Source organism: Streptomyces sp. 1331.2 (genome assembly GCF_900199205.1).
In the GTDB taxonomy this organism is placed as follows: Bacteria; Actinomycetota; Actinomycetes; order Streptomycetales; family Streptomycetaceae; genus Kitasatospora.
On sequence record NZ_OBMJ01000001.1, the window covers coordinates 6,414,507 to 6,438,397 of the forward strand.

The window sequence follows — 23,891 nt, forward strand, 5'->3', positions numbered from 1 at the left end:
GACGCGGCTCAGGCCTCGCCGTCCGGCCCCGCGGCCATCCGCTCCGCCGCGGTCGGCTCCTCGCCCGTGCGCTCCTCGGCCTTCTTCTCCGCCGCCCGGACCTGCTCGGTGAAGGTGTGCGCGTCGATCCGCTCGACCGTCGCGCCGTGCCGGGCGGCCAGCTCGTCGGCCGGGTCGGGGGAGGCCTCCCGGACGTCCAGGGCGATCAGCGCGCCGCCGTCCGGCACCCGGGCCGAGAGCACGATCAGCGCGGCGCCGGCCTCGCTCGCGAAGCGCTCCTCCGCCGCGTTGCCGAGGGCCGCCCCCGCGGTGAAGCCCAGCAGGACGCCGATCGGCCCGCCGACCAGCCCGACCAGTCCGCCGAGCACGCCGGAGCCGACGGTGGCCACGCCCGCGCCCCGGGTGAAGGTGTCCTTGACCTCCAGCACGCCGTCCGTGCCGCGCTCCAGCGCGGCCGCCACCCGCAGACCCGGCAGGTGCTCCGCCTCGTCGAAGGCGGGGCGCCAGCCGGCGGGGCCGGGAAAGGTCAGCAGGACGGCGTTGTGCTGCTCGCTCATCGCACTCCGATCGGGCCGGGACCGGCGTCGGCCGGGCTTTCATCCTGACCCGCGCCGCAGGGCACTGCCACAGGAGAACCGGACATCGCGTACTCCCGCGGTGATCGTTCGCCACCAACTCGCCGTCGCCGACACGGAATTGCCCGGATCGAGTGAGACCCGCCGGGACACGCCGGAGAGCCCCGCGGGCCGCTGCCAGGATCGGGGTCCGCACCGGCAGGCCGACCCCGCGCAGGGTCCGCAGGCACCGCTGTCGACCCCGCACGCCCACCCGGCGTCGAGGGCTGCCCGGGCGCGGAACCACCGCGGCCGCGGGGCCGCCCTACCAGGGAACAGGGAGCACTGTGTCCGAGCAGGTCGTGGAACCCGGGAAACCCGCCACCACCCCCGACGACGAGCACCCCGAGCGGGAGCACCGCGAGCAGTACGACGAGCACCCCGAGCAGGAGCACGACGAGGAACTGCGGCTCCGCTTCCCCGGCGACCGCCGCGCCCAGGCCGGCGCGTCGATGTCCGCGAGTGCCATGCTGCGCCGCCTGCCCCACCTGGTGCGCCGGGCGATGACGCTGGCCTGGGCGGCGGACCGGACCTCCACCGTGCTGCTGCTGGTCTGCCAGGCGCTGGCGGGGGTGTTCGGGGCGCTCGCGCTGTACGCCACCACCGGCACGCTGGCCGCGCTGCTGGTCCCCGGCCCGGTCACCGAGCACCTGCGCACCGCCGCGCCCTCGCTGCTCCTGCTGACCCTCTCGGCCGCCCTGCGCGCCGTCCTGGGCATCGCCGTGGTCGGCCTGTCCGGCCGGGTGTCGCCGCGGATCACCCGGGAGGCGGAGCTGGCGCTGATCGCGGCCGGGTGCGCCGCCGAGCTGAAGGCGTACGACGAGCCCACCTACAACGAGCAGTGGGAGGCCGCCGACCGGGGCGCCTCGACCACGCCCGACCTGCTCTCCAACGCCCAGGACGTGATCGCCTCCACCGTCTCGCTCGCCGCCGCCGCGGGCGTCCTGGCGGCTCTGCACCCCTGGCTCGTACCGCTGCTGCTGCTCGGCTCGGTGCCGACCGCGGTGGCCGCCGTCCGGACCGCCCGGATCCACTACCTGGCGGCCGTCACCACCAACGAGGACCGCGGGGCGTTGCGCGTGTACCGCTGGTTCCTGATCGACAAGACCCGCGCCGACCAGGTCCGTTCGGACCAGGTCACGCCCTTCCTGATGGCCAAGTACCGCCGCGCCGAAGCCAAGATCGTCGCCGCCACCGACCGGGCGACCCGGGAGGCGGCGAAGGTGTCCCTGCTGGCCGCGCTCGGCACCGGCGCCGGCAGCGCCCTGATCTGGGGCACCCTGCTCTACCTGGTGGCGAGCGGCCGGATCGACCTCGCCGCGGCCGGCACCGCCACCTTCGCGCTGCGCACCGCCTCCTCCGGCCTGCAGGGCCTGGTCGGCAACGGCGCCCGGCTGTACCGGATGGGCCTCTACCTGGACGACTACTTCACCTTCCTCGACGAGGCCGGCGGCCACCGGATCCGTCGGGGCCACCGGATCCCCGCCGCCCCGCGGCTGGTCGAGGTGACCGACCTGGTCCACGCCTACCCCGGCGAGCAGCAGGAGCCCGCCCTGCGCGGGGTGAGCATGAGCCTGCGGGAGGGCGAGGTGGTGGCCGTGATCGGGCAGAACGGCAGCGGCAAGTCGACCCTGCTCAAGCTGCTCTCCGGCCTCTACCTGCCGCAGTCCGGCCGGATCACCTGGGACGGCGTGCCGGTGGAGGAACTGGACGCCGAGGGCATGTGGTCCCGGGTCGCCCGGGTGCCGCAGGAGTTCGCCCGCTGGCCGCTCGGCGCCGCCGAGAACATCCACCTCGGCCACCTCACCGACCAGGTGATGGCCGACGTCGAGCGGGCGGCCGCCCGGACCGGCTTCGACGAGATCGTGGACCGGCTGCGCTCCGGCTGGCGCACCCTGCTCGCCCAGGGCTGGTGGGGTGGCGCCGAACTGTCCGGCGGCGGCTGGCAGCGCGCGGCCGTCGCCCGGGCGCTGTACCGCACGGCTCGCTGCCCGGGCCTGCTGATCCTGGACGAGCCGACCTCCGACCTCGACCCGCGCGCCGAACACCGCATCCTGCACGCCCTGCGCGCCCTCGCCCCGGGGCGCATCACCCTCCTGGTCACCCACAACATCGCCAACGCGGCGGTGGCGGACCGGGTGATCGTGATGGACAAGGGTCGGATCGTGCAGACCGGCACCTGGGCCGAGCTGGCGGAACGGCCCGACGGCCTGTTCCGCGAACTGCTCGACCTGCAGCGCGACCGTACCGTCCCGGCCCAGCGCGCGGCGGGGGAGGAGAGCTGACCCGGGACTGAGCGGGGCCTTGTCGCGACGGCGGAACGGCGGAGGGCCCCGCAGGATCGCGGGGCCCTCCGAGGGAACGGGCAGTGGCCGGTGGTCAGTTGTAGGTCGTGGTGACCGTGACGCCGCCGAAGCCCTGCTGGGCGTAGAGGCTGAAGTACACCCAGCCGGACGGCGGGTTGGCGATGGTGAGCGTCTCGCCGTTGCCGCCGTTGGTGGACTTGGCGAGGTACGAGCCGGTGGTGGCCCAGGCGCCGCCGTTGTAGTACAGGTCGGCGTTGCCGGTGCCGCCGCCGGCGGTGACGGTCAGCTGCTTCACGCCGGCCGGCAGGTACAGGAAGGCGTAGCTGTAGTTCCCGGTGGTGGCGGCCACGCCGTCGCGGCGGCAGTTCTTGTCGTACTGCCGGGTGTCGGCGGCGGTGCACAGCGGGGCCTGGGTGGCGGGCAGCGAGCCGCAGTTGTCGGCGGCGCAGGCCTTGAGCCAGGTGGCGAAGTCGGCGTCGTACGCGGTGCCGATGGTGTTCTTCAGCAGGGCGCGGGCGCCGTTCCAGTCGCCCACGCGGTACTTGGCGAGCAGCGCGTCGACGTCCTGCGGGCGCGACTGGAGCATGTAACGGACGGCCAGGTAGCCCCAGTTGTAGATCCGGGTGGAGTCGGCGTTGGCGTAGGTGCTGTCGAACAGGGTGCTCAGCGCGTACGTGCCCTTGCCGGCCTGGGCGACCGCGTCGTCGTAGTGGACGCCGCGGTAGCTGTACGAGATGTACTCGGCCAGGCCCTCGACCCACCAGACGGTCGGGGTGGTCATGCCGGCGTCGAAGTCGCCGTAGAAGTCGTAGCGGCCGTCGAGGTAGTGGGTGTACTCGTGGTTGAGGTTCCAGATCTGGAACTGGGGGCGCAGCCAGGAGGCCTCGTGGGCGATGAAGCGGGCCTGGTTGCCGGCCGCGTTCGGCTTGCCCTCCTCGTACATGCCGCCGTTGTCGACGGCGATGTGGTACATCTCCCAGGCGTAGAGGCTGTAGTTGTAGTAGTCGTCGAAGACGACGACCTCCAGGCTGGTGTTGTCGTCGTCGGCGACCGGGCCGTTGTCCTTGACCACCCGGTGGAAGTACGCGTCCTGGTTGATCAGGCTGGTGCAGGTGTCGGCGAGCTGCTGCGCGGTCATGTCCTGGGCGCGGATGCGCAGGGTGGCGCTGCAGGTGTGGTCGACGGTGAGCACGAGCGGGACGAGCCGGGTGGGCAGGTCGCAGGTGCCGTAGTAGGCGCAGTTGCCGCTGTCCTTGTTCTCCGCGAACCAGACCAGGTTCATGGTGAGCGGGGCGGTGTTGCCGACCAGCGGGTAGCGGTTGATCAGGTCCTTGACGATCGGGCGGCCCTGGGCGCGCAGCGCGTCGTTGGCGAGCAGGTTGCCGATCTGGATGCCGATGCTCGTCACCGGGTCCGAGCCGGTGAGCTGGGAGCTGTTGCGGGTGACGAAGCCCGCCATGCTGGTGGCGAAGGACGGGTCGGCCTGCAGGGCGGCGGTGAAGGCCGGCAGGTCGTAGCCGCGCTCGATGACGGTCTCGGTGTTGGCGACGGCGGTGGCCATCGAGCCGGTCCAGGCGCTGGTGTAGCCGTCCAGCAGCCGCTTGACGACGCCGGTGTAGCGGGCGTTCTCCTGGGCGCTGTCGATCAGGGTGACGGCCTCGGCGAGGGTGGCGCCGTTGGCCTCGGTGACGTCGCTGCTGTGCGGGGCGACGTAGAAGGCGTCCAGCGCACCGCGGATGGCGGTCTGCAGGGCGGTGCCGTACGGGCCGACGACGTCCTTGTTGTTCCACTGGACGTAGTAGCCGGCGCGCAGGAAGAGCACCAGTTGGCCGGCCGAGGTGGAGTCGTCGCCGGGGTACGCGGCGGAGACGTCGCGCAGTGCGTTGGCGACGGTGACCATCTGCGCCTCGTTGAAGGCGCCCTTGGCGTCGTTGCCGGTGAGCGTGAACAGCGAGTTGACGCAGTCGAGGCCGGCCGACTTGACCTGCTGGACCAGCGCGGCACCGGAGTTGCCGGTGAAGGCGGACACGGTGCAGGCGGCGGCGGTGAGTTGCTTCGCCGTCCTGGCGGCGCCGACGGAGCTGCCCCCCGTCGGGGCGGCGGGCTTGGCCTGGTGGTCCGCGGCGAGCGGGCGGGCGTCCTTGGGCGTGTCCGGCGACTTGGGCACGGGGATCGCCCGGGGCGCGGTCGTGTTCACGGTCTTGGCGGCGGGGGCTGACGGGGTGTCGGCCGCGTGCGCCTGCGGCGCGAAGAGGCCGAGGGCGAGGAAGAAGGCGGCGCCGAGCGCAGGGACTCTGCGCGCGTGCGCCTTCGCTATCCGGAAGGGACGCATGAGGTGGGGGCCTCCGGGCCGTTAGGGGCCGGTAGTGGCCGTGTGGTTGGGGACACGGCCGCTCCAATGTGTGACATGTAAAATGTCACACCAAGGTCAAGCGCGGGAAGCCCCCGGGAGCGAAAAAGTCATCACCTGACGAGATGTGTGTGACGTGCGGAATAAGCAGGAGCCCATGGGTCGTTCCTGCAACTCATACGCAATAGTGTTGTCCCGGCACGATCAGCATCGTTCAACCCGCCGAAAGGGGCCGTGTCCTGATGGGCACCTACTCGCTTCCCGACCTCCCGTACGACTACTCCGCGCTTGAGCGGGCCATGTCCGCCGAGATCCTGGAGCTGCACCACTCCAAGCACCACGCCGCCTACGTCAAGGGCGCGAACGACACCCTGGAGCAGCTCGCCGAGGCGCGCGACAAGGAGCAGTTCGGCGGCCTGGTCGGCCTGCAGAAGACCTTCGCCTTCCACCTGTCCGGCCACGTGCTGCACTCGCTGTTCTGGCAGAACCTCTCCCCGGAGGGCGGCGACCGCCCCGAGGGCGAGCTGGCCGACGCCATCACCGAGCACTTCGGCAGCTTCGAGGCCTTCAAGAAGCAGCTCACGACCGCCACCACCGGCGTCCAGGGCTCCGGCTGGGGCATCCTCTCCTGGGAGCCGCTCGGCAAGCGTCTGATCGTCGAGCAGGTCTACGACCACCACGGCAACGTCGGCCAGGGCACCACCCCGCTCCTCGCCTTCGACGCCTGGGAGCACGCCTACTACCTCCAGTACCGCAACGTCCGCCCCGACTACGTCACCCGCCTGTGGGACGTCGTCAACTGGCAGGACGTCTCGGCCCGCTTCGCGGCCGCCACCACCGCCTGACAGCCGTCAGGTGCAGCAGGCCCCGGCCCGGTCGGGCGGTCCGGGGCCTGCCCCCTGCCCACCCTCGTCCCCACCTGCAAGAACGCGGGAATCCGGGAACCCGTTCGAGCCGGTTCACGTCATGAACCTCGGAACGCTCGAAGACAGCTGGGGGAGCAGACAGCCGATGGACCTCAACGCACGTGTGAAGAATCTGGCCGGCAGCCGGGTGGCGCTCGCGGTGGCGGCCGTCGTCCTGACGGCGAGCGCCTGGGGAGTGGCGGCCCTGACCGACTCGGACGGCACTCCGCAGCAGAACGTCGCGCAGGAGCACGACACGTCCTCCGACGGCAGTGGCGGCGACGGCAGCAAGGGCGGCGACGGCTCCGACGGCGCCGGCGACGGCGGCACGCAGCAGCCGAGCGGGATACCCGACGGCATAGCCCACGCCTCCGAGAGCGGAGGCAACGCCGTCAACATCACCATCGACGACGGCCCCGACCCCACCTGGACCCCGAGGGTCCTCGACGTCCTCAAGCGCCACGGCGTGACGGCGACCTTCTGCATGATCGGACCGCAGGCCAAGGCCCACCCCGACCTGGTCAAGCAGGTCGTCGCGGCCGGCCACCGGCTCTGCGACCACTCCGTGCACCACGACACCTCGATGGACAAGAAGCCCGTCGCCTACCAGGAGAAGGAGATCCTGGACGCCAAGAAGATGATCGAGGACGCCGCGGGCGGCGCCAAGGTCCTCTACTACCGGGCCCCCGGCGGCTCCTTCACCCCCGACAGCCGCCGCATCGCCGCGGCGAACGGCATGCGCCCGCTCGGCTGGAACGTCGACTCCAAGGACTTCAACAAGCCCGGCACCGCCGCCATCGTGGACACGGTCAAGAAGGAAATGCACCTCGGCCCGACCATCCTCTTCCACGACGGCGGCGGCGACCGCCAACAGACGGTCGAAGCCCTCGACCAGGTCCTCACCTGGCTGAAGTCCCAAGGCCGCCCCACCGGCTTCCCCGTCCAGACCACCCCCTGACGCGCCGGCCCCGGCCCCCGCCGAGCTGGCAGTTCATCAGACATGGAAACGCCTGACAGGTCGATCGTGCACGCGCCAGGATGAGCCCACCGGTTGTGCAACTGCGCGGACCCAGAGTCACAGGGAGCATCGTGGAGCCTCTACAGTTCATCGGGATCATCTCCAACACGCCAGAGGTTGACTCGCCGACGATCTGGCGTGACCCGGCGAACGGCGATCTGCTCATCCAGTCCTACAAGGCCAGCGAAGAGGACTTGAGCCGCTGCAAGGAGGTTGGTTCGGTCCCCGGGCATTCGACTGACGTGCCTGACCACGAGACCGTGATCCGCCTCCCGGAAGAAATGATCAAGTTCATCGTGGACCTCGCCGCCAGGCTGGCCACTCAAGTGGACGAGAAGGAGTAGCGTGGCCAACCCGATCGCCACGGCCATGGCAGAGGCCAAGTTCTCCGCCGTGCACCTGGAGATGCGCGACAACTACACGCCGAACGACCCGCAGTTCCGGCGCTATCGGGAGGGTCTCCGCTACGACCCGAACGACCGGCCGGAGTGGTTCCACTACTGGACCAACTTCGCTGGAGAGGCGATTGACCGTGGCGTGGCCATGCGCCGGGCTCGGATCGTCTCCGAGCCGGTCACTGAGTACATCCGCTACGAGCACCACGTGACATTCCTGAACGTGGCCATCGGCGAGCAGGTTCGGTGGCTTCCGCGCCGGTTGGCGGCAGACATTGCTCTGCCCGGGACCGACCTGTGGATGTTCGATGACTCCAAGATCATGTTCACCTTCTTCTCGGGCGACGGGGACGTGGTGGACCGGGAGTGGACGACCGAACCTGCCGTCGTTCAGCTCGTGAAGAACGCCTTCGAGACCGTGTGGCACAGGGCGACTCCACACGAGGACTACGTGCTCAAGTAACCGAACGAGATGCGTACCTCTCGCTCATCGAGCGTTCAGCAGGCCCGGAAAGCCCTAGCCGAACGGCTCAAGGAGATCCGCAAGGACTCCGGGCTCACCGGGCCTGCTCTCGCCCTCGCCTGCGGCTGGAGCAAGTCGAAGTGCTCCCGCATCGAGAACGCGATCACCGCACCGTCCGAGCAGGATGTCAGGGATTGGTGCCGCGCCTGCGGAGCCGACGACCAAGCCGCGGACCTGGTGGCTTCCCTCCGCTCAGTAGAGACCATGTTCACCGAGTGGCGACGAATGGAGCGGAGCGGGCTCAAGCGCGCCCAAGAGATTGTCCTGCCGTTGTACGAGCGGACCACACGGTTCCGGGCGTACACACCTGGCATCCTGCACGGTCTTCTCCAGACCCGGGACTACACCCGCTCGGTACTCCAAGCCACCCAACGCCGTCGTGTTGCCGTGGACGACGTGGAAGCGGCCGTGCAGGTGCGCATGGAGCGACAAGAGATCCTGAGAGACCACGGGAAGACCTTCGCCTTCATCATCGAAGAGGCATGCCTGTACCACGGCCTTGGCGGCACGGAGGTAGCCGCCGACCAACTCGCCCACCTGGTCGCTGTCGCATCCCTGGCGAACGTGAGCCTGGGAATCGTTCCTCGGGGCTATTCGCGTCACTCGATGCAGGTCGAAGCGTTCTCGCTCTACGACTCGGCCCAGGCCAACGTCGAACTCGTCTCCGGCTACCTCCAGATCACGCAGCCCTCCGAGGTAGCCATGTACGTCAGCCGGTTCGGGGAACTGGCCGCAGATGCCGTGCACGGCGCTGCCGCTCGTGCCCTGATCACAGAGGCGATTGACTCTCTCGGGTGACTGCTGTGCAACTGCGTGCAACTTGCTGGAGAGCGTCTGACTGAAACTCCTACGGTCTATCACGCACCCGCCACCGCCACGGCGAAGGAGGACAGACCGATGGCGAGACGCACCCCCAAGTCGTCATCGGTCCGAGCAAGGCCGAGTTGAGCCGAGCCACGGCGTACGAGTCCCAGTCGTCTGCCGACGACACCTGGGGCTAGGGCCTGTCCGGCGGATCTTGCCGGGCGCACGACGCCGGATCATCCCGCCTGGACGCACGCCCGAATCGTCCAAGTACACCCAGTACGAGGGCGATTCGGGCGCACGCCCAGACGGGCGCGAAGTGGGGGTACCTCCCGGCCGAAGGCTGGGGGAGCCGCGCGCTGATCCGACAAGATCCGCCGGACAGGCCCTAGGGCATCTGCGGGCGCTTCGGGTTCCTCCTGCCGGCCCCCGCGCCTTCGGGCGCCCACAGCCTCCCGGCCCGTCGGAAAGGGTCTGATGGGCCGGGCTGCACCACCACGCACAACTGCTCGCCCGTCCCCGGGAGGGCAGAGCCAACCCGATTGGAGAGGCACGTGAGCACCGCCACCACCGAGCCCAGCACCGAGCTGGACGAGCTGGGCAAGTTCTTCACGATCGCCGCGCGCCGGATCGACGCGGGCCAGACCGCTCCGGAGATGTTCTCCGCCGCCATCGACTCCGCGTGGCACCAGCTCGTCGGCGACCCCGTCGCGCACGACGCGTTCGCGCTCCGGCACGCCGGCCGCAAGCTGGCCCACGTCGAGAGCTCGGGCAACGGCCACATCGCCTGGGTGAGTGCGTACGAGGAGGCGTACGGCCCCTTGCCGGAGATCTGGTTCACCGACGCCAACGGCACGGTCAACACCGAGGCCTTGGCCCGCTACCGGGACACGGGCGAGGTCTACGCCGAGTGGGACTGCTCGCCCGCCGGCGGAGACGGGGACCACGGCGTCGTGACCCCGGAGAAGACCACCCGGTGATCACCGCACCATCCGACGGAGCGTCCCGGCCGACCGCCGGGGCGCTCCGCCTCACCGAGGCCCGGACGGAGAACCCCGTCACCGTGGACGTGAGCGGCTACCTCGCCGACCTGTACGAGCACTGCCCGTTCCTGCGGCCGTCCATCCGCCGGGGCATGACCGGCTGGACCGTCTACGAGATCACACCGGGTAGCCACCAGTACGCCGTGGAAGCCGAGTTGTTCTACGCCGGGGTCCAGGCCGCGGAATGGGTCCGCCCGCTGATGGGTCGGCCCTACGGTGTTCTCGCGTGCGAGAACGTGGTGTTGCTTGGGCACTGCGAAGGCGCTGACCATCGGGAGCTGATGGCCTGGCCGCACTGGGCGCTCAAACACCTCTACGTCCCGGTCGGGATCATGTTCGGCAAGTTCGCCCAGGGTGCTGCCGAGACTGGCCGGCGCGGGCAGAGCATCCCGCCGCCACCCTTGTCGTTCCTTCCGGCACGGGCGGGCGTCCGGCCGCTGGACCCGATGTTCCTGGAGGCGACACCCGACCTTGCCGCAGCGCTTCCCGTAGCGGCCGACGACGGCCGGGACGTCTTCGAGCACATCCCTTGCGAGTGGAAGGCAGTACGAGAATGGGCACGTTCACTTCCGAGGCCGCAGCGGCGCTGACGGCAGCGGAGGCCGTCTGCGGGCCGTTCGAACTGGAGGAAATCAACAACCGGCGCGGCTCGGCGGTGTGGAAGGCCAGCGGCCCCCAGGGCGTGGCGAGCATCAAGCTCGGTACCGGCGACGCCGCCGAGGTCACCGCCCGCGAGGCTGCCGTGCTGGACCAGCTCCCCGAGTACACCGTGACCGTCGGCCGCTTTGCCGACGGCGTCTGGTACGTCACCCCGTGGCAGGCCGGGCCGTCCACCTGGGACGTCTTCCGCAGCGTGCGCAAGGGCGTCGGGGGGAAGGCCGAAGCCCTCGCCGCTGCGGTCGGTCTGTGCCGTGCCGTGGAAGATCTGCACGAAGCCGGTTGGGTGCACGGGGACCTCCAGCCCCAGCACGGCATCCACACCGAGCAGGGCGTCCGTCTCCTCGACTTCGCGTGGTCCCGGCCGCTCGGCACCACGCCGTGGACGACGTTCGACGGCACGATGATCCACCTCACTGCGCCCGAGCTGGCCGCCCGGATCATCAACGGGCCCCAACCCGTCGAGACCACGCAGACCGCCGACGTCTACGCCCTTGCCGGAACCCTGTGGACCGGCGTCACCGGCACCTGGCCACTGGACTACGAGACCGCCGGACTCGGCAGGGGGACGCCACTGGACGTCCTGCGCAAAGCCATCGCCCACCGCGCCGTCCCGCTGTCCACCACCATGCCCTGGCCGTCCCTCCAAGCCCGCCTGCGGCACGTCCTCCTGGCCGCACCCGACGACCGCCCGACCGCCGCCGAGTTGACGAGGCTCGTGAAAGCCGCGGACGCGTGATCGAACTGCGGGAGCTGGTCCCCGGCGACGCTGACGCCCTACTTCGCATCTACAGCGCTGAGGCGACGAAATACGTGGGAAGGGCCCCGATGGACGCCGCCGCCGCCCGGTCCTATGCCCGAACCGCCGAAGCCTCCGCAGCATCGACCCCACGCGCCCTGTACACGCTCGGACTCACCGTAAGCGATGACCTCCTCGGAGTCGTCAAGCTCCACCTTGACCGGCCCGTCGCCGCGATCAGCTACATCCTGCGACCCAACGCCTGGGGCATGGGCCACGCCACCGAGGGGGTCCGCAAGATCCTCGTCCTCGCCTTCGGCCACCTCGGACTGCCAGAGGTCCACGCCAAGCACCACCCTGACAACCCAGCGTCGGGCCGCGTACTCCTCAAGGCCGGGTTCACACCCACCGGCGTGGCCGGGGGATTCCGCACCTATGCCATCCAGTCCGCGTCTGGTCTGTTCGTTCCGCACAACCGGGAAGGTCGCCTGATGGCCGGCCAGGAGGGGGGTACCGGGCAACTCTGATGGCCGGTCCATGGAGGAACGCCCGGTTTCCGGTCCCGCTGCAGTGGGGTGTCCCGCTGGCGGACGATGCCGTGCTGGCGCACGCGTGGGGGTGGTACCCGGCGGGGGCGGGGAAGGTGGTGTGGTTCGAGTACCCCGGAGCCGACGAAGCGCCGTGACCCATGCAGGGTGTGGGGGCACGGCGCTTCGTTGTCGGGCGGGCGGTCAGCCGAAGAAGCTGTCCAGGATCTGCTGGGCGGCCAGCCCGGCCGGCAGGGTTCCGGATCGTACGCCGGCCTCCAACTCGGGAGCGAGGCGCCGCACTTCGGGGTGCTCGTGCAACCGCGCGTACAGCTGGTCGTGGACCATGGCCCAGGTCCACTCCACCTGCTGGTCGCGGCGCTTGGCGGCGAGGGCGCCGGTGGCGTCCAGGACCTTGCGGTGCTGCTGCAGCCGCTCCCACAGCACGTCGAGCCCGGCGCCGTCCCGCCCGCTGCAGGTCAGCACCGGCGGGGTCCAGGCGGCGTCCGGGGCCTGCAACAGCCTTAGGGCGCCGGCGAGTTCGCGGGCGGCGGCTTTGGCGTCGCGTTCGTGCGGGCCGTCGGCCTTGTTGACGGCGATGACGTCGGCCAGTTCCAGGACGCCCTTCTTGATGCCCTGCAACTGGTCGCCGGTGCGGGCGAGGCTGAGCAGCAGGAAGGTGTCGACCATTCCGGCGACGGCGGTCTCGGACTGGCCGACGCCCACCGTCTCGATCAGCACGACGTCGTAGCCGGCCGCTTCCATGACCACCATGGATTCCCGGGTGGCCTTGGCGACCCCGCCCAGCGTCCCCGAGGTCGGGGACGGCCGGACGAACGCGGCAGGGTCGACGGCCAGGCGCTCCATCCGGGTCTTGTCGCCCAGGATGGAGCCGCCCGTCCGGCTGGACGTCGGGTCGACGGCGAGGACGGCGACGCGATGCCCCAGCCCCGTCAGCATGGTGCCGAAGGAGTCGATGAAGGTCGACTTGCCGACACCCGGCACCCCGGTGATGCCCACCCGGATCGCCCCGCCCGCGTGCGGCAGCAGCCGCTGGAGCAGTTGCTGCGCGAGTGCGCGGTGGTCGGGCCGGGTGGATTCGACGAGGGTGACGGCGCGCGCGATCCAGGCGCGCGAGCCGTCCAGCACGCCCGTCGCGTAGCTGTCGAGGTCGATCGTCCGAGGAGGCATGCGATCGAAGACCTACAGCTCGTGGCCGAGGTCGGCCGCCAGGGACTTCAGCAGGTCGTACGCCGCGTCCGGGATGACCGTCCCGGGCGGGAAGACCGCCGCCGCGCCCGCCTCGAACAGGGCGTCGAAGTCCTGCGGGGGGATGACTCCGCCGACCACGATGGTGATGTCCTCCCGCCCGGCCGCGGCGAGTTCGGCGCGCAGCGCGGGCACCAGGGTGAGGTGTCCGGCGGCCAGCGAGGAGACGCCGACGATGTGCACGTCGGCCTCGACGGCCTGGCGGGCGACCTCGGCCGGGGTCTGGAACAGCGGGCCGACGTCCACGGTGAAGCCGAGGTCGGCGAAGGCGGTGGCGATGACCTTCTGGCCGCGGTCGTGGCCGTCCTGGCCCATCTTGGCGACGAGGATGCGCGGTCGGCGGCCTTCGGCCTGCTCGAACTGCTCGACCAGGTCGCGGGTGCGCTGGAGGGAGGCCGAGGGGCCCGCTTCGTCTCGGTACACACCGGAGATGGTACGGATCTGGCCGGAGTGACGGCCGTACACCTTCTCCAGGGCGTCGGAGATCTCGCCGACGGTGGCCATGGCCCGGGCCGCGTTGACGGCCAGGTGCAGCAGGTTGCCGTCGAGGGAGCCGTCGCGCTGCGGGCCGGCCTCGGCGGCGGCCGTCAGGGCGCGCAGGGCGTCCTGGCAGACGGCCTCGTCGCGCTCCTCGCGCAGTCGGCGCAGCTTCTCGATCTGCCGGGCCCGCACCGAGGAGTTGTCGACCTTGAGCACGTCGATCTGCTCGTCGCTCTCCACCCGGTACTTGTTGACGCCGATGACCGGCTGGCGGCCGGAGTCGATGCGCGCCTGGGTGCGGGCGGCGGCCTCCTCGACGCGCATCTTGGGGATGCCGGCGTCGATGGCCTTGGCCATGCCGCCGGCCGCCTCGACCTCCTGGATGTGCTGCCAGGCGCGGGCCGCCAGGTCGTTGGTCAGCTTCTCGACGTAGGCAGAGCCGCCCCACGGGTCGATGACCCGGCAGGTTCCGGACTCCTGCTGCAGCAGTAGCTGGGTGTTGCGGGCGATGCGCGCGGAGAAGTCGGTGGGCAGCGCGAGCGCCTCGTCGAGGGCGTTGGTGTGCAGCGACTGGGTGTGGCCCTGGGTGGCGGCCATCGCCTCCACACACGTGCGGGTGACGTTGTTGAACACGTCCTGCGCGGTGAGGGACCAGCCGGAGGTCTGCGAATGGGTGCGCAGCGACAGCGACTTGGCGTTCTTCGGGTCGAACTGCTTGACCAGCTTGGCCCAGAGCAGCCGGGCGGCGCGCAGCTTGGCGACCTCCATGAAGAAGTTCATGCCGATCGCCCAGAAGAACGACAGCCGCGGCGCGAAGGCGTCCACGTCCAGGCCCACGTCCAGGCCCGCGCGCAGGTACTCGACCCCGTCGGCGAGGGTGTAGGCCAGCTCCAGGTCGGCCGTGGCACCGGCCTCCTGGATGTGGTAGCCGGAGATGGAGATCGAGTTGTACCGGGGCATCTTCTGCGAGGTGTACGCGAAGATGTCCGAGATGATCCGCATCGACGGCTGCGGCGGGTAGATGTAGGTGTTGCGGACCATGAACTCCTTGAGGATGTCGTTCTGGATGGTCCCGGCCAGCTTCTCGGCGGGCACGCCCTGTTCCTCGGCGGCGACGATGTACAGCGCCAGGACGGGCAGCACGGCGCCGTTCATGGTCATCGACACCGACATCCGGTCGAGCGGGATGCCGTCGAAGAGCTGGCGCATGTCGTAGATCGAGTCGATGGCGACGCCCGCCATGCCGACGTCCCCGGTGACGCGCGGGTGGTCGCTGTCGTAGCCGCGGTGGGTCGGCAGGTCGAAGGCGACGGAGAGGCCCTTCTGGCCGGCCGCGAGGTTGCGGCGGTAGAAGGCGTTGGACTCCTCGGCGGTGGAGAAGCCCGCGTACTGGCGGACGGTCCACGGCTGGTTGACGTACATGGTCGGGTACGGCCCGCGCAGGTACGGGGCGATCCCGGGGTAGGTCTCCAGGAAGTCCAGCCCGGCGAGGTCGGCCGCGGTGTACAGCGGCTTGACGCCGATGCCCTCGGGGGTGTCCCAGACCTGCTCGTCGACGTCCTTGCCGGTGGACTCCCGCCAGGCGGACTGCCACTGGGCGTCGGTGACCGGCCCGCGGGTGCCGCCGTCCAGCCCGATTCCGGTGAAGTCGGGGATCATCGGGCCGCCTCGCTCTCGTCGGTGATCAGGTTGAGCAGACCGGTCAGGGTCGCGACCGCGTCCCCGCCCGCGTGGATGAACTGGTCGACGCCGTCCGGCAGTTCGCCGAGCCGACCGGCCAGCAGCACCCGCCGGGCGCCGGCCGCCCGCAGGGCCGCGGCGACGGCGGGGGCGTGCTCGCCGTACAGGGCGTCGCTGGAGCAGAGACAGGCGACGGTGGCGCCGGAGGCGCGGAACGCCTCGGCGAACGCGGCCGGATCGACGGACTCGGTCGAGGCCGTCGCGATGCCGCCCGCCTGGAACAGGTTGGCCGCGAAGGTGGTGCGCGCGGTGTGCGCCGCGGCGGTGCCGATCGAGGCCAGGAACAGCTTCGGCCGCTGCCCGGTCGCGGCGAGGAGGGCGTCGGAGCGGTCCCGCAACGCCTCGTAGGCCTCGGCGCGGCGCACCTGCGGCAGGCCGCCCGTGCGCCCGGCCGGCGCGGCCTCGCGGACCAGCGGCTGCTCGTCGAGGTGCGGGAACTCGCTGACACCGGTGACGGGTTCGCGCCGCTTGGCGAGCTTGACGGAGCGCTCGGCCCAGGTGGCGGCGATCCGCTCGCCGACCAGTCCGGACCCGAGGGCGGCCTGCTGTCCGCCGGCCCGCTCGATCTCCTGGAACCAGGCCCAGGCGGCCTGCGCCAGCTCCTCGCCCAGCTGCTCGACGTACCAGGAGCCGCCGGCCGGGTCGACCACCCGGGCCAGGTGGGACTCCTCCAGCAGGATCGACTGGGTGTTGCGGGCGATCCGGCGGGCGAAGGCGTCGGGCAGGCCGAGCGCGCTGTCGAAGGGCAGCACGGTGACGGCGTCGGCGCCGCCGACCCCGGCGGCCAGGCAGGCGATGGTGGTGCGCAGCATGTTCACCCACGGGTCGCGGGCGGTCATCATCACCCGGGAGGTGACGGCGTGCTGACGCTGCGCCGAGGCCTTGCCGGAGGCGCCGGACACCTCGGCGACGCGGGCCCAGAGGCGGCGCGCGGCACGGAACTTGGCGATCGTCAGGAACTGGTCGGCGTCGGCCGCGTAGCGGAACTCCAGCTGGCCGAGCGCGGCGTCCACGGAGAGTCCGGCCGCGGTGAGCGCGCGCAGGTAGGCGACGCCGGTGGCGAGCGAGCAGCCGAGTTCCTGGGCGGGGGAGGCGCCGGCCTCGTGGTACGGCAGGGCGTCGACGGTCAGCGCCCGGACGCCGGGGTAGCCGGCGGCGCAGCGGGCGGCCAGGGCGGTGGCCTCGGCGAGCAGGGCGTCGGTGCGGGCGGTGTCGCCGGTGCGCGCCTGCAGGCCCAGCGGGTCGGCGCCGAGGTTGCCGGCGGCCGCGCCGGGGGAGACCTCGCGCTGCTCGTAGAGCTTGAACAACTGCTCGGCGGCGTCGGTGAATTCGGGTCCGGCGTCGAGCGCCACGGCGGCCAGGTCCAGGTACACCCCGGTCAGCGCCTCGGGCAGGGCGTCCACCGGCAGGCCCTCGCCGCCGAGTTCCAGCCAGAGCGAGCCGACGCCGTTCTCCAGGTCGGCCAGGACGGCCTCGTTGGTGCGCTGCCGGTCCGGGTCGGTGTGCCGCTGGCGTACGTCCCAGCCGGCGACGGCCGAGCCCTGGGGGCGGCCGCCGCGGACGAAGGGCGGGAAGCCCGGGTACCCGGGGTTGACCGCGGTGTCCTCGGCGGTGTACAGCGGCCGGGCGGCGAGCCCGTCCTGGAGGGTCGTGGCGAGTACCTGCTCGGCGGCGGCGCCGTCCTCGGGCTGGGCACCGGACTTGCGCAGCACGCCCTGCACGAGCTGCTGCCACTGCTCACGGTGCGCGGCCGGAAACTCGGCGGCGAGGGGGAGCCCTTCGGGCGGGACCTTCATGTCCGCAGGTTAGCGCCCGTTCGCAGAGCCGCAGGAGGGGAGGCGCGTGTGACGTTTCCCTCGATTTGGCAGGGCCTTGGCACTCCGTGCGGCAGACGGTGTCGTGGGCGGTGTCCCGGGCGGCGGTCGGCGGGTCCGGCGGGGTGCGGACGGCGGTTGAACCGGAACCCCGGCGGTGTCCGTAGTCAACATCGTTGAGGCGGAAGGCGATCCGCCCCGTCATGGCCCGTAAAGCCATGATCAGGGGGATTGCGGAACCATGCCACTCATCTATTAAGTTACTTCGAAGAAGGTGGGCGGGGCGGCATCCCCCCGTTGTCGGCCCTGCCTGCCTTCGCCTGCCCCGGCCCCCCCCCGCGAAGCCGTCCCCGGCCTCCGCGGAATTCCCCCGAAGGAGAGCCGACCGCCCATGGGAAAGCGCCGCAAGCCCAGCCCCCCGAGCCGGGCCCGCATGGCGGTCCTCACCACGGCCATGGCGGCCGGTGGCGCGGTCCTCGCCTCCGGCACCGCCCACGCCGAGCCCACGCCGACCCTCGCCTCCGTCAAGGAGCAGGTGGACCAGCTCAACGAGGAGGCCGAGCAGGCGATCGAGCGCTTCAACGGCTTCCAGGCCAAGCAGCAGAACCTCCAGGGCGAGGCCAACCGGATCCAGGAGAAGGTCGTCCGCGGACAGGAGGCGATGAACGAGCTGCGCACCCGGCTCGGTTCGGTCGCCGCCGACCAGTACCGCAACAACGGCATCGACCCGTCCGTCCAGCTGATGCTCGACTCCGACCCGGCCGGCTACCTGGAGCGCGCCGCGGTGCAGAACCAGGTCTCCGAGACCCAGGCGGGCCTGCTCAAGCAGGCCCAGGACGAGCAGCGCAGGCTCGACCAGGACCGCGCCGAGGCCACCGCGACCCTGGCCGCGCTCGACTCGGTCGGCAAGCAGCTGGCGGAGCAGAAGAACGACATCCAGACCAAGCTGGCCAAGTCGCAGGAGATGCTCAACAAGCTCAGCGCCGAGGACCGCGCCAAGATCAACGCCCAGCAGTCCGCGGAGAAGGCCAAGGCCGAGGCCAAGCAGGCCGCCGCAGCCGCCGCGGCCGACCGGGCCTCCCGCTCCGCCGACCGCCCCGACCCGGGCGCCCCGGTGCCGGCCGCGAGCGGCCGGGCCGCGACCATCATCGCCTTCGCCCAGGCCCAGCTCGGCAAGCCGTACGGCTGGAGCAGGACCGGCCCCGACAGCTTCGACTGCTCCGGCCTCACCAGCATGGCGTACAAGGCGGCGGGCGTCAGGATCTCCCGGATGTCCCAGGACCAGTGGAACGACGGCCCGCACGTCGACCGCGCCAACCTCCAGCCCGGCGACCTCGTCTTCTTCTACGACGACATCCACCACGTCGGGCTGTACATCGGCGACGGCAAGATGATCCACGCGCCGCGCACCGGCAAGAACATCGAGGTGCTGCCGATCTCGGTGATGCCGTACAAGGGCGCCGTCCGCCCGGCCTGACCGGCGCCCGTCCGCGCCCGCATCCGTGGCGGTCCGGTCCGGCCCCGCTACGGCTGCGGTGCGTTACGGCTGTGGCGCGTTACGGGTGTGGTGCATTACGGGTGTGGCGCGCAGGCCAGCAGGTACGGCAGCACCGGCAGCGCCAACAGGCCGAACTGCCAGGCGCGTTGCCGACGGCCGCCGCCCGGGCGGGCCAGCCGACGCACCCGGGCCAGCGTTCCGGTGGAGGCCGCGGCGAGCGCCTCCCCGGGGGCCTCGCCGGGCGCCTCCCCGGGTGCCTCGCCGGCTGGAGCGGGCGAGGCCCCGAAGGTCGCCAAGCTGCAGAGCGCCGAGGCGAGTTCGCCCCGCGACACCCGGGCCAGCGCCGCGTCGTCGGCGGCCATCTCCAGCAGCAGCGCCACCTCCGAGCGCCCCGTGCGGGCCAGCGGCAGCGGCCCGAGGAGCAGCGCGAAGGTGTCCGCCGGCAGCCGGAACAGGTGGTGGCGGCCCCGGATGTGCCCGTGTTCGTGGGCGACGGCTGCGGCGAGCTGCCGTTCGTCCAGCAGCCGCAGCGCCCCGCTCGACAGGACGACCCGGGCGCGCCGCCCGGGCAGGCAGTAGACGGTCGGGTGCGCGTGCTCCAGCACCAGCGCGCCCCAGCGCCCGTCCCGTACGGCGACCAGGTCGAGCATCGCCCGGTGCCGCCGCCGGGCCCGCCCGGTGCGCAGGCCGACGGCGGCCACCAGGACGGCGACCGCGGCGCCGGCGGCGGTCAGGAGCCACCAGTCGTGGGTGTGCGGGAGGACGGGCCCGGCCGGCTCGGCGTGCGGGAGCAGACCGAGCAGCCCGGCCGGCTCGTGGGCGAAGGGCTCCAGCGCGTGGTGCGCCGTGAGCGCCGCAGCCACGGTGAACGAGGCCATCAGCGCGAGCCAGAGCGCCGCGCCCGCCGCCGGGCGGGCCTGGAGCCGGGCGGAGCCGGCCAGCCGGCGGGGCAGCAGGACGCCGACCGCCATCAGGTAGAGCAGGAGCAGCGCGAGGGTCACTGCGCGTCCCGGGCCTTCACCTGTTCGAGGGCGGCGAGCAGGGCGGTGGCCTCGTCCCCGCTGATCCGGTCGATGAACCGGAGCAGTGCTCCGGCCCGGTCGGAGGTGGTGTCCAGGGCCTGGTGCATCAGCCGGGCGGTGTACTCCTCGCGGGTGCAGGTCGGTTCGTACACCCAGGCGCGGCCGACCTTGTCGCGGCGCAGCCAGCCCTTGGTGTGCAGGATGTCGGCGACCGTGGTGACGGTGGTGTACGCGACCGCCCGCTGCTGCTGCAGGTCGTCCACCACCTCGCGCACCGTGGCCGGCCGGCCCCAGGACCAGAGCCGGTCCATGATCTCGGCCTCCAGGTCGCCGAACCCCCGTAGCACCGCCTTGTCTCCCTTGCCGAACCGCTGAACCGCTGACCCTACGAACCGCTGACCCTACGGACCGCTGAACCTACTGAGCCTACGAACCGGCGCGTCCTCTGCCCGCCGGAGCGCCGCCCATGGTACGGCGAGCGCCGGGCGCCCGCCTCCGGCCTGCGGAGGCGGACGCCCGGCGTGTTCCGTTCGGTGTCCACGTGGTGTCCGGTGATGTCAGGGAGTGATCGAACAGTGTCCGACCAGCGCTCAGGACAGCCGCCGCCCCAGCGGGATCCGGGACTTGGTGAACAGCGCCGCCAGCAGCCCCGCCACCACCGGCAGCACCAGCACGACCAGCAGCAGCTCGCCCCACGGCGCGGTGATCATCGCCGGCCGGGCGCCGAACCCGCTGGCCCGGGACTTGAGCAGCCCCACCGCCGGCACGAACCCGTTGGCCGCCCCGAGCAGCGCCCCGAGCAGGGCGATCAGTGCGCACTGCAGGCCCGCCATGGTCCGTCGGATCCGCGGCGGTGCGCCGACGGCGGCCAGGGTGGCCTGGTCCTGCCGGGAGTCGGCGGCGGCGAGGCCGGTGGCGATCCCGGCTGCGCCGAGCACGACCAGCCCGGCGAAGCCGGTGAGCGCCAGGGTGAGGGCGTCGCTCTTCGGCTGGTAGCCGCGTTCGATGTCCAGGGTGGAGAAGCGGTCGACCCGGATCGTGGCCGCCTCGGCGCGCTGCTGTTGCTTGCGGTCGGGCGGGGTGGCGGGCAGCCAGACGGAGCCGGTGGGCTGTGCGGAGAGCCCGAGGGCCGGGAGCGCGGAGGGCAGGACCATGCCCTGGGCGAAGCGGGCGGCGTTCGGGTTGTCGACCAGGACCGCCTCGACCGGGACCTCCTGGAGGTCGGGCTTGGGGACCTCGCCCGGCTGCAGCGGTTCACCGCCGCCGCCGCGCAGCACCATGACGGCCTTGCCGTCGGCACCGACCAGGGTGCGGTCGAAGACCAGGAGCTTCCCGGCGGCCAGCGCCTGCTCGGCGGCCGGGTCGTGGATGCCGAACAGGTTGTGCAGCACGGTGGCGTCCCCGACGGCCAGGTGCGGCTGCTCGGTGAGGGTGCGCCAGTTCGCCGTGCCCTTGAGCTGGACGGTGCTGGAGCAGTTGGGGCAGAACCGGTAGACCGCCTGGGCGAGGTCGCCGCGCGGGCCGAGCCCGGTGAGCTGCTTCTCCACCTCGGTGCGCACCTGGTCGGTCCCGGCGCCCTCGGTGAAGCTGGTGAGCCGGACGGCGCCGTACGGGGCCTGCGGCCGGTAGTCGCGCCGGTTCTCGGCGTCGGTGCTGGTGCTGTACACCCCGATGGCCACGGCACCGGCCACCGCGGCCATCACCGCGGCGACGGCCGGGGCGGTGCGCGAGCGGTGCCGGGCGGAGTCGCGCAGGGCGAGCCGGGGCCCCAGCGGCAGCTTCCCGGCGGCCCGGCCGATCGCCGCGACGAGCATCGGGGTGCAGAGCAGCAGCCCGAGTTCGGCGGTCATCGAGCCGCCGAGCACGGTGAGGGTGCGGGTGTCGAAGGTACTGACCACCGGCAGTCCGCGCTGCACCGCGCCCGCGCCGTACATCGCGACGCCGGCGCCGAGGAGGACCAGCAGCAGGCCGGTCACGGTGATCAGACGGCTGGGCCTGCGGATGGTGTCCCGGCCGGTGAGCCCGGCGGTGACGCTTCGGCGGGCGGCCTGCAGGGCCGGCAGCGCGGCCGCGAGCAGGGCGGTGACCAGGCCGATCCCGGCGATCGCGAGCAGGTCCAGCGGGGGCAGGGCGAAGTGCCCGAAGCGGGCGCCGCCGACCTGTTCGATCCGCGACCGCAGGACGGCGACCAGTCCGGTGCCGAGCACCACGCCCGCCAGCGCCCCGGCCGCGCCGAGGACCAGGCCGCCGCCGAGCACCACCGCGCCGACGTGGGTGCGCCGGCCGCCGGCCGCGCCGAGCAGGGCGAGCTGGCGGCGGGAGCGGCGGGCGCCGACGGCGAAGGCGGGCCCGGCGAGCAGGGCGACCTCCAGCAGCGCCATGCCCGTGACGGTGCCGACGACCACCTTGGTGCTGTTGTCGGCCGCCGGGTCGCGGTAGCGGTAGCCGTCCCGGAAGTACGGGACGGCCGCGTTCGGCGGCGGGGCGAGCGCGACGGAGCGCGCGGTGAGCGTGTAGCCGTAGGCGTTGAACTCCTGAACCTTGGCCCAGTCGAGCGCGGCCCCCGCCGGGAGCCGGACCAGCCAGCGGGTGCGCTCGCCCGAGGTGCGTTCGGCGGCGGACTGGCCGGGCGCGGCCGCGGCGGCCATCGGGTCGAGCAACTCGCCCGGCCTGGCGACGAGTTCGACCCGTCCGAGGTCGTCGGGGTGTTCCACGATGCCGGTCACCGTGAAGGGGGTGCTCTCCAGGCCGAGAACGGTGGTGGTGGCGCCGACCTTGAGCCCGGAGTGGTCCAGGAAGGCGCGGGTGACGGCGAGTTCGTGCGGTGCCTTCGGGGCGCGGCCCTCGACCAGGTCGATCCGGCCGTGCCAGATCGGGTCGCCGAGGTCGGCCTCGGTGGTGAGGGTGCGGACCAGGCCTTCCGGCGTGTTCGCGCCGGTCTCCGACCCGGGCCGGGCCGGGGTGAGTGCGCTGCCGGGCGGCAGCAGGGCGGAGACCAGGGTCACCGGGTCGGTGCTCGCGCCCTTCAGCTGCTCGGCCGTCGGCTGCTGCCCGGCGCGGGTGTCGACGCTGAAGGCGCCGTCCTCGGCGACCGGCGCCTGCTCGACGGCGCGGCCCGGGGAGAGCGCGGTGACCAGGGCGTCCGCCTGGCCCACCACCCGCTCGACCCGCTCGGCAGGGGTGAGTTGACCGCTGCGGTGGACGACGTCGGCGCCGGTGACGCCGAGCACGGGCAGCGCGACCATGGCGACGATCAGGGCGCTGCGGCCCTTGGCCCGCAGGGCGTCGCGGCGGGCGATGCGCAGGGCGACCCGCCAGGCTCCCAGCCTCACTGCGTCACCCCGCCCGTCTCGGCGGGACGGTGGACGCTCGCCGGGCAGGTCGCGGAGCGGTAGCCGCGGCTCTCGGAGGCGATCGTGCCGTCCTTCAGGTGGACCACCCGGTCCGCCCAACCGGCGTGCGCGGCCTCGTGGGTGACCATCATGGCGGCCGCTCCGGCGTCGCAGCGGGCGCGCAGGACGGCGAGGACGGCCTCACCGGTGGCGGAGTCCAGCGCCCCGGTCGGCTCGTCGGCGAGCACCAGCCGGCGCTCGCCGATCAGGGCCCGGGCGATGGCGACGCGCTGCTGCTGGCCGCCGGACATGTCGTCGGGGAAGCGGTCGGCGAGCTCGCCGATGCCCAGCTCCTCCAGCGCGGCCAGCGCCTCCCGGCGGGCGCGGCGCCCGGAGACGCCGTCGAGTTCGCGCGGCAGGGCGATGTTCTCGGCGGCGGTGAGCGCCGGGATCAGGTTGTAGTCCTGGAAGACGTAGCCGATGGAGCGCCGCCGCAGGTCGGCGAGTTTGCCGCGGCCGAGGCCGCCGAGCGCGACGCCCTCCACGAGCACCTCGCCGTCGCTGGGCTGGTCGAGCCCGCCGGCGAGGGTCAGCAGGGTGGACTTCCCGGAGCCGGACGGCCCCATGACGGCGACGAACTCGCCGGGGTGGACGGCCAGGTCGATCCCGCGCAGGGCGTGCACCTCGGCGGCGCCGCGCCCGTGCACCCGGGTGACGTCGGCCAGGCGCAGGACGGGCGCGGATCGGCTCGGATCGGTGTGGGACACACTTCCCCCTTGTGGGCTGTTCAGCTGCATATGTCGATGAACTATATGTCGGTGAACTATATATGCCGGAGGCTGGCGATCAAGTCGG

General features: G+C 72.2%; 20 protein-coding genes. 11 read left to right on the plus strand and 9 right to left on the minus strand.

The annotated features are described in order from the left end of the window. Positions 1-8: 8 nt before the first annotated feature. A complete protein-coding gene (locus CRP52_RS38530) occupies positions 9-557 on the minus strand; it encodes a hypothetical protein (RefSeq protein WP_097238919.1) in 549 nt (182 codons plus the stop codon). A gap of 344 nt (positions 558-901) precedes the next feature. On the opposite strand from CRP52_RS38530, the gene CRP52_RS27960 reads away from it, so the two are divergent. Further along, complete coding sequence (locus CRP52_RS27960) at positions 902-2,899, plus strand: ATP-binding cassette domain-containing protein (RefSeq protein ID WP_257032887.1); 1,998 nt, start codon at positions 902-904, stop codon at positions 2,897-2,899. A gap of 94 nt (positions 2,900-2,993) precedes the next feature. On the opposite strand, the gene CRP52_RS27965 is transcribed toward CRP52_RS27960, so the two are convergent. Further along, entirely contained in the window at positions 2,994-5,252 is a 2,259-nt protein-coding gene (locus tag CRP52_RS27965; RefSeq protein WP_097238920.1) for a M9 family metallopeptidase, read from the minus strand. A gap of 260 nt (positions 5,253-5,512) precedes the next feature. Between CRP52_RS27965 and CRP52_RS27970 the strand changes: the two genes are divergently transcribed. From CRP52_RS27970 to CRP52_RS28010, 9 genes are all read left to right on the plus strand, one after another. Further along, positions 5,513-6,115, plus strand: a complete 603-nt coding sequence (locus CRP52_RS27970; protein ID WP_097238921.1) for a superoxide dismutase — start codon at positions 5,513-5,515, stop codon at positions 6,113-6,115. A gap of 166 nt (positions 6,116-6,281) precedes the next feature. Continuing rightward, positions 6,282-7,133, plus strand: coding sequence for a polysaccharide deacetylase family protein (locus CRP52_RS27975; RefSeq protein WP_097238922.1), 852 nt, complete (start codon positions 6,282-6,284; stop codon positions 7,131-7,133). 80 nt (positions 7,134-7,213) lie between these two features. Then, positions 7,214-7,537: a hypothetical protein gene (locus CRP52_RS27980; protein WP_097238923.1), complete on the plus strand. Its 324-nt coding sequence runs from the start codon at positions 7,214-7,216 to the stop codon at positions 7,535-7,537. Between the two features lies 1 nt (position 7,538). Next, positions 7,539-8,051 (plus strand): DUF6879 family protein, encoded by a 513-nt coding sequence (locus CRP52_RS27985; protein WP_097238924.1) that lies wholly within the window; start codon positions 7,539-7,541, stop codon positions 8,049-8,051. A 9-nt stretch (positions 8,052-8,060) separates the two neighbouring features. After that, positions 8,061-8,909 (plus strand): helix-turn-helix domain-containing protein, encoded by an 849-nt coding sequence (locus CRP52_RS27990; protein WP_097238925.1) that lies wholly within the window; start codon positions 8,061-8,063, stop codon positions 8,907-8,909. A 560-nt stretch (positions 8,910-9,469) separates the two neighbouring features. Further along, complete coding sequence (locus CRP52_RS27995; RefSeq protein WP_257032888.1) at positions 9,470-9,895, plus strand: hypothetical protein; 426 nt, start codon at positions 9,470-9,472, stop codon at positions 9,893-9,895. An 83-nt stretch (positions 9,896-9,978) separates the two neighbouring features. Continuing rightward, complete coding sequence (locus CRP52_RS28000) at positions 9,979-10,548, plus strand: hypothetical protein (protein WP_306458894.1); 570 nt, start codon at positions 9,979-9,981, stop codon at positions 10,546-10,548. Further along, a complete protein-coding gene (locus CRP52_RS28005) occupies positions 10,512-11,354 on the plus strand; it encodes a protein kinase domain-containing protein (RefSeq protein WP_097238926.1) in 843 nt (280 codons plus the stop codon). The genes CRP52_RS28000 and CRP52_RS28005 overlap by 37 nt, the downstream gene beginning before the upstream one ends. Continuing rightward, a complete protein-coding gene (locus CRP52_RS28010) occupies positions 11,351-11,881 on the plus strand; it encodes a GNAT family N-acetyltransferase (RefSeq protein WP_179852942.1) in 531 nt (176 codons plus the stop codon). The genes CRP52_RS28005 and CRP52_RS28010 overlap by 4 nt, the downstream gene beginning before the upstream one ends. Before the next feature lie 204 nt (positions 11,882-12,085). Here the strand turns inward: CRP52_RS28010 and meaB are convergent, their stop codons facing one another. The 3 genes from meaB to CRP52_RS28025 are packed head-to-tail and all read right to left on the minus strand — an operon-like array spanning position 12,086 to position 17,166. Next, positions 12,086-13,072, minus strand: a complete 987-nt coding sequence (gene meaB, locus CRP52_RS28015; protein ID WP_097238927.1) for a methylmalonyl Co-A mutase-associated GTPase MeaB — start codon at positions 13,070-13,072, stop codon at positions 12,086-12,088. Positions 13,073-13,084: 12 nt separating this feature from the next. Beyond that, the gene (gene scpA / locus CRP52_RS28020; protein WP_097238928.1) at positions 13,085-15,289 is read right to left on the minus strand and encodes a methylmalonyl-CoA mutase; all 2,205 of its coding nucleotides are present in this window, start codon (positions 15,287-15,289) and stop codon (positions 13,085-13,087) included. Further along, the gene (locus CRP52_RS28025; RefSeq protein ID WP_097238929.1) at positions 15,286-17,166 is read right to left on the minus strand and encodes a methylmalonyl-CoA mutase subunit beta; all 1,881 of its coding nucleotides are present in this window, start codon (positions 17,164-17,166) and stop codon (positions 15,286-15,288) included. Before CRP52_RS28025 ends, scpA begins: the two co-directional genes overlap by 4 nt. A gap of 409 nt (positions 17,167-17,575) precedes the next feature. On the opposite strand from CRP52_RS28025, the gene CRP52_RS28030 reads away from it, so the two are divergent. Beyond that, positions 17,576-18,661 carry a C40 family peptidase gene (locus CRP52_RS28030; protein WP_097238930.1) on the plus strand — a complete coding sequence of 362 codons (1,086 nt, stop codon included), beginning with the start codon at positions 17,576-17,578 and terminating at the stop codon, positions 18,659-18,661. A gap of 95 nt (positions 18,662-18,756) precedes the next feature. Here the strand turns inward: CRP52_RS28030 and CRP52_RS28035 are convergent, their stop codons facing one another. The 4 genes from CRP52_RS28035 to CRP52_RS28050 all read right to left on the minus strand — a co-directional run bounded on the left by CRP52_RS28035 (position 18,757) and on the right by CRP52_RS28050 (position 23,803). After that, positions 18,757-19,683, minus strand: coding sequence for a M56 family metallopeptidase (locus CRP52_RS28035; protein ID WP_097238931.1), 927 nt, complete (start codon positions 19,681-19,683; stop codon positions 18,757-18,759). Beyond that, a complete protein-coding gene (locus tag CRP52_RS28040; RefSeq protein ID WP_257033143.1) occupies positions 19,680-20,015 on the minus strand; it encodes a BlaI/MecI/CopY family transcriptional regulator in 336 nt (111 codons plus the stop codon). Before CRP52_RS28040 ends, CRP52_RS28035 begins: the two co-directional genes overlap by 4 nt. A gap of 279 nt (positions 20,016-20,294) precedes the next feature. Further along, the gene (locus tag CRP52_RS28045) at positions 20,295-23,036 is read right to left on the minus strand and encodes an FtsX-like permease family protein (RefSeq protein ID WP_097238933.1); all 2,742 of its coding nucleotides are present in this window, start codon (positions 23,034-23,036) and stop codon (positions 20,295-20,297) included. Further along, positions 23,033-23,803, minus strand: a complete 771-nt coding sequence (locus CRP52_RS28050) for an ABC transporter ATP-binding protein (RefSeq protein ID WP_257032889.1) — start codon at positions 23,801-23,803, stop codon at positions 23,033-23,035. Before CRP52_RS28050 ends, CRP52_RS28045 begins: the two co-directional genes overlap by 4 nt. Between the last annotated feature and the right edge of the window lie 88 nt (positions 23,804-23,891).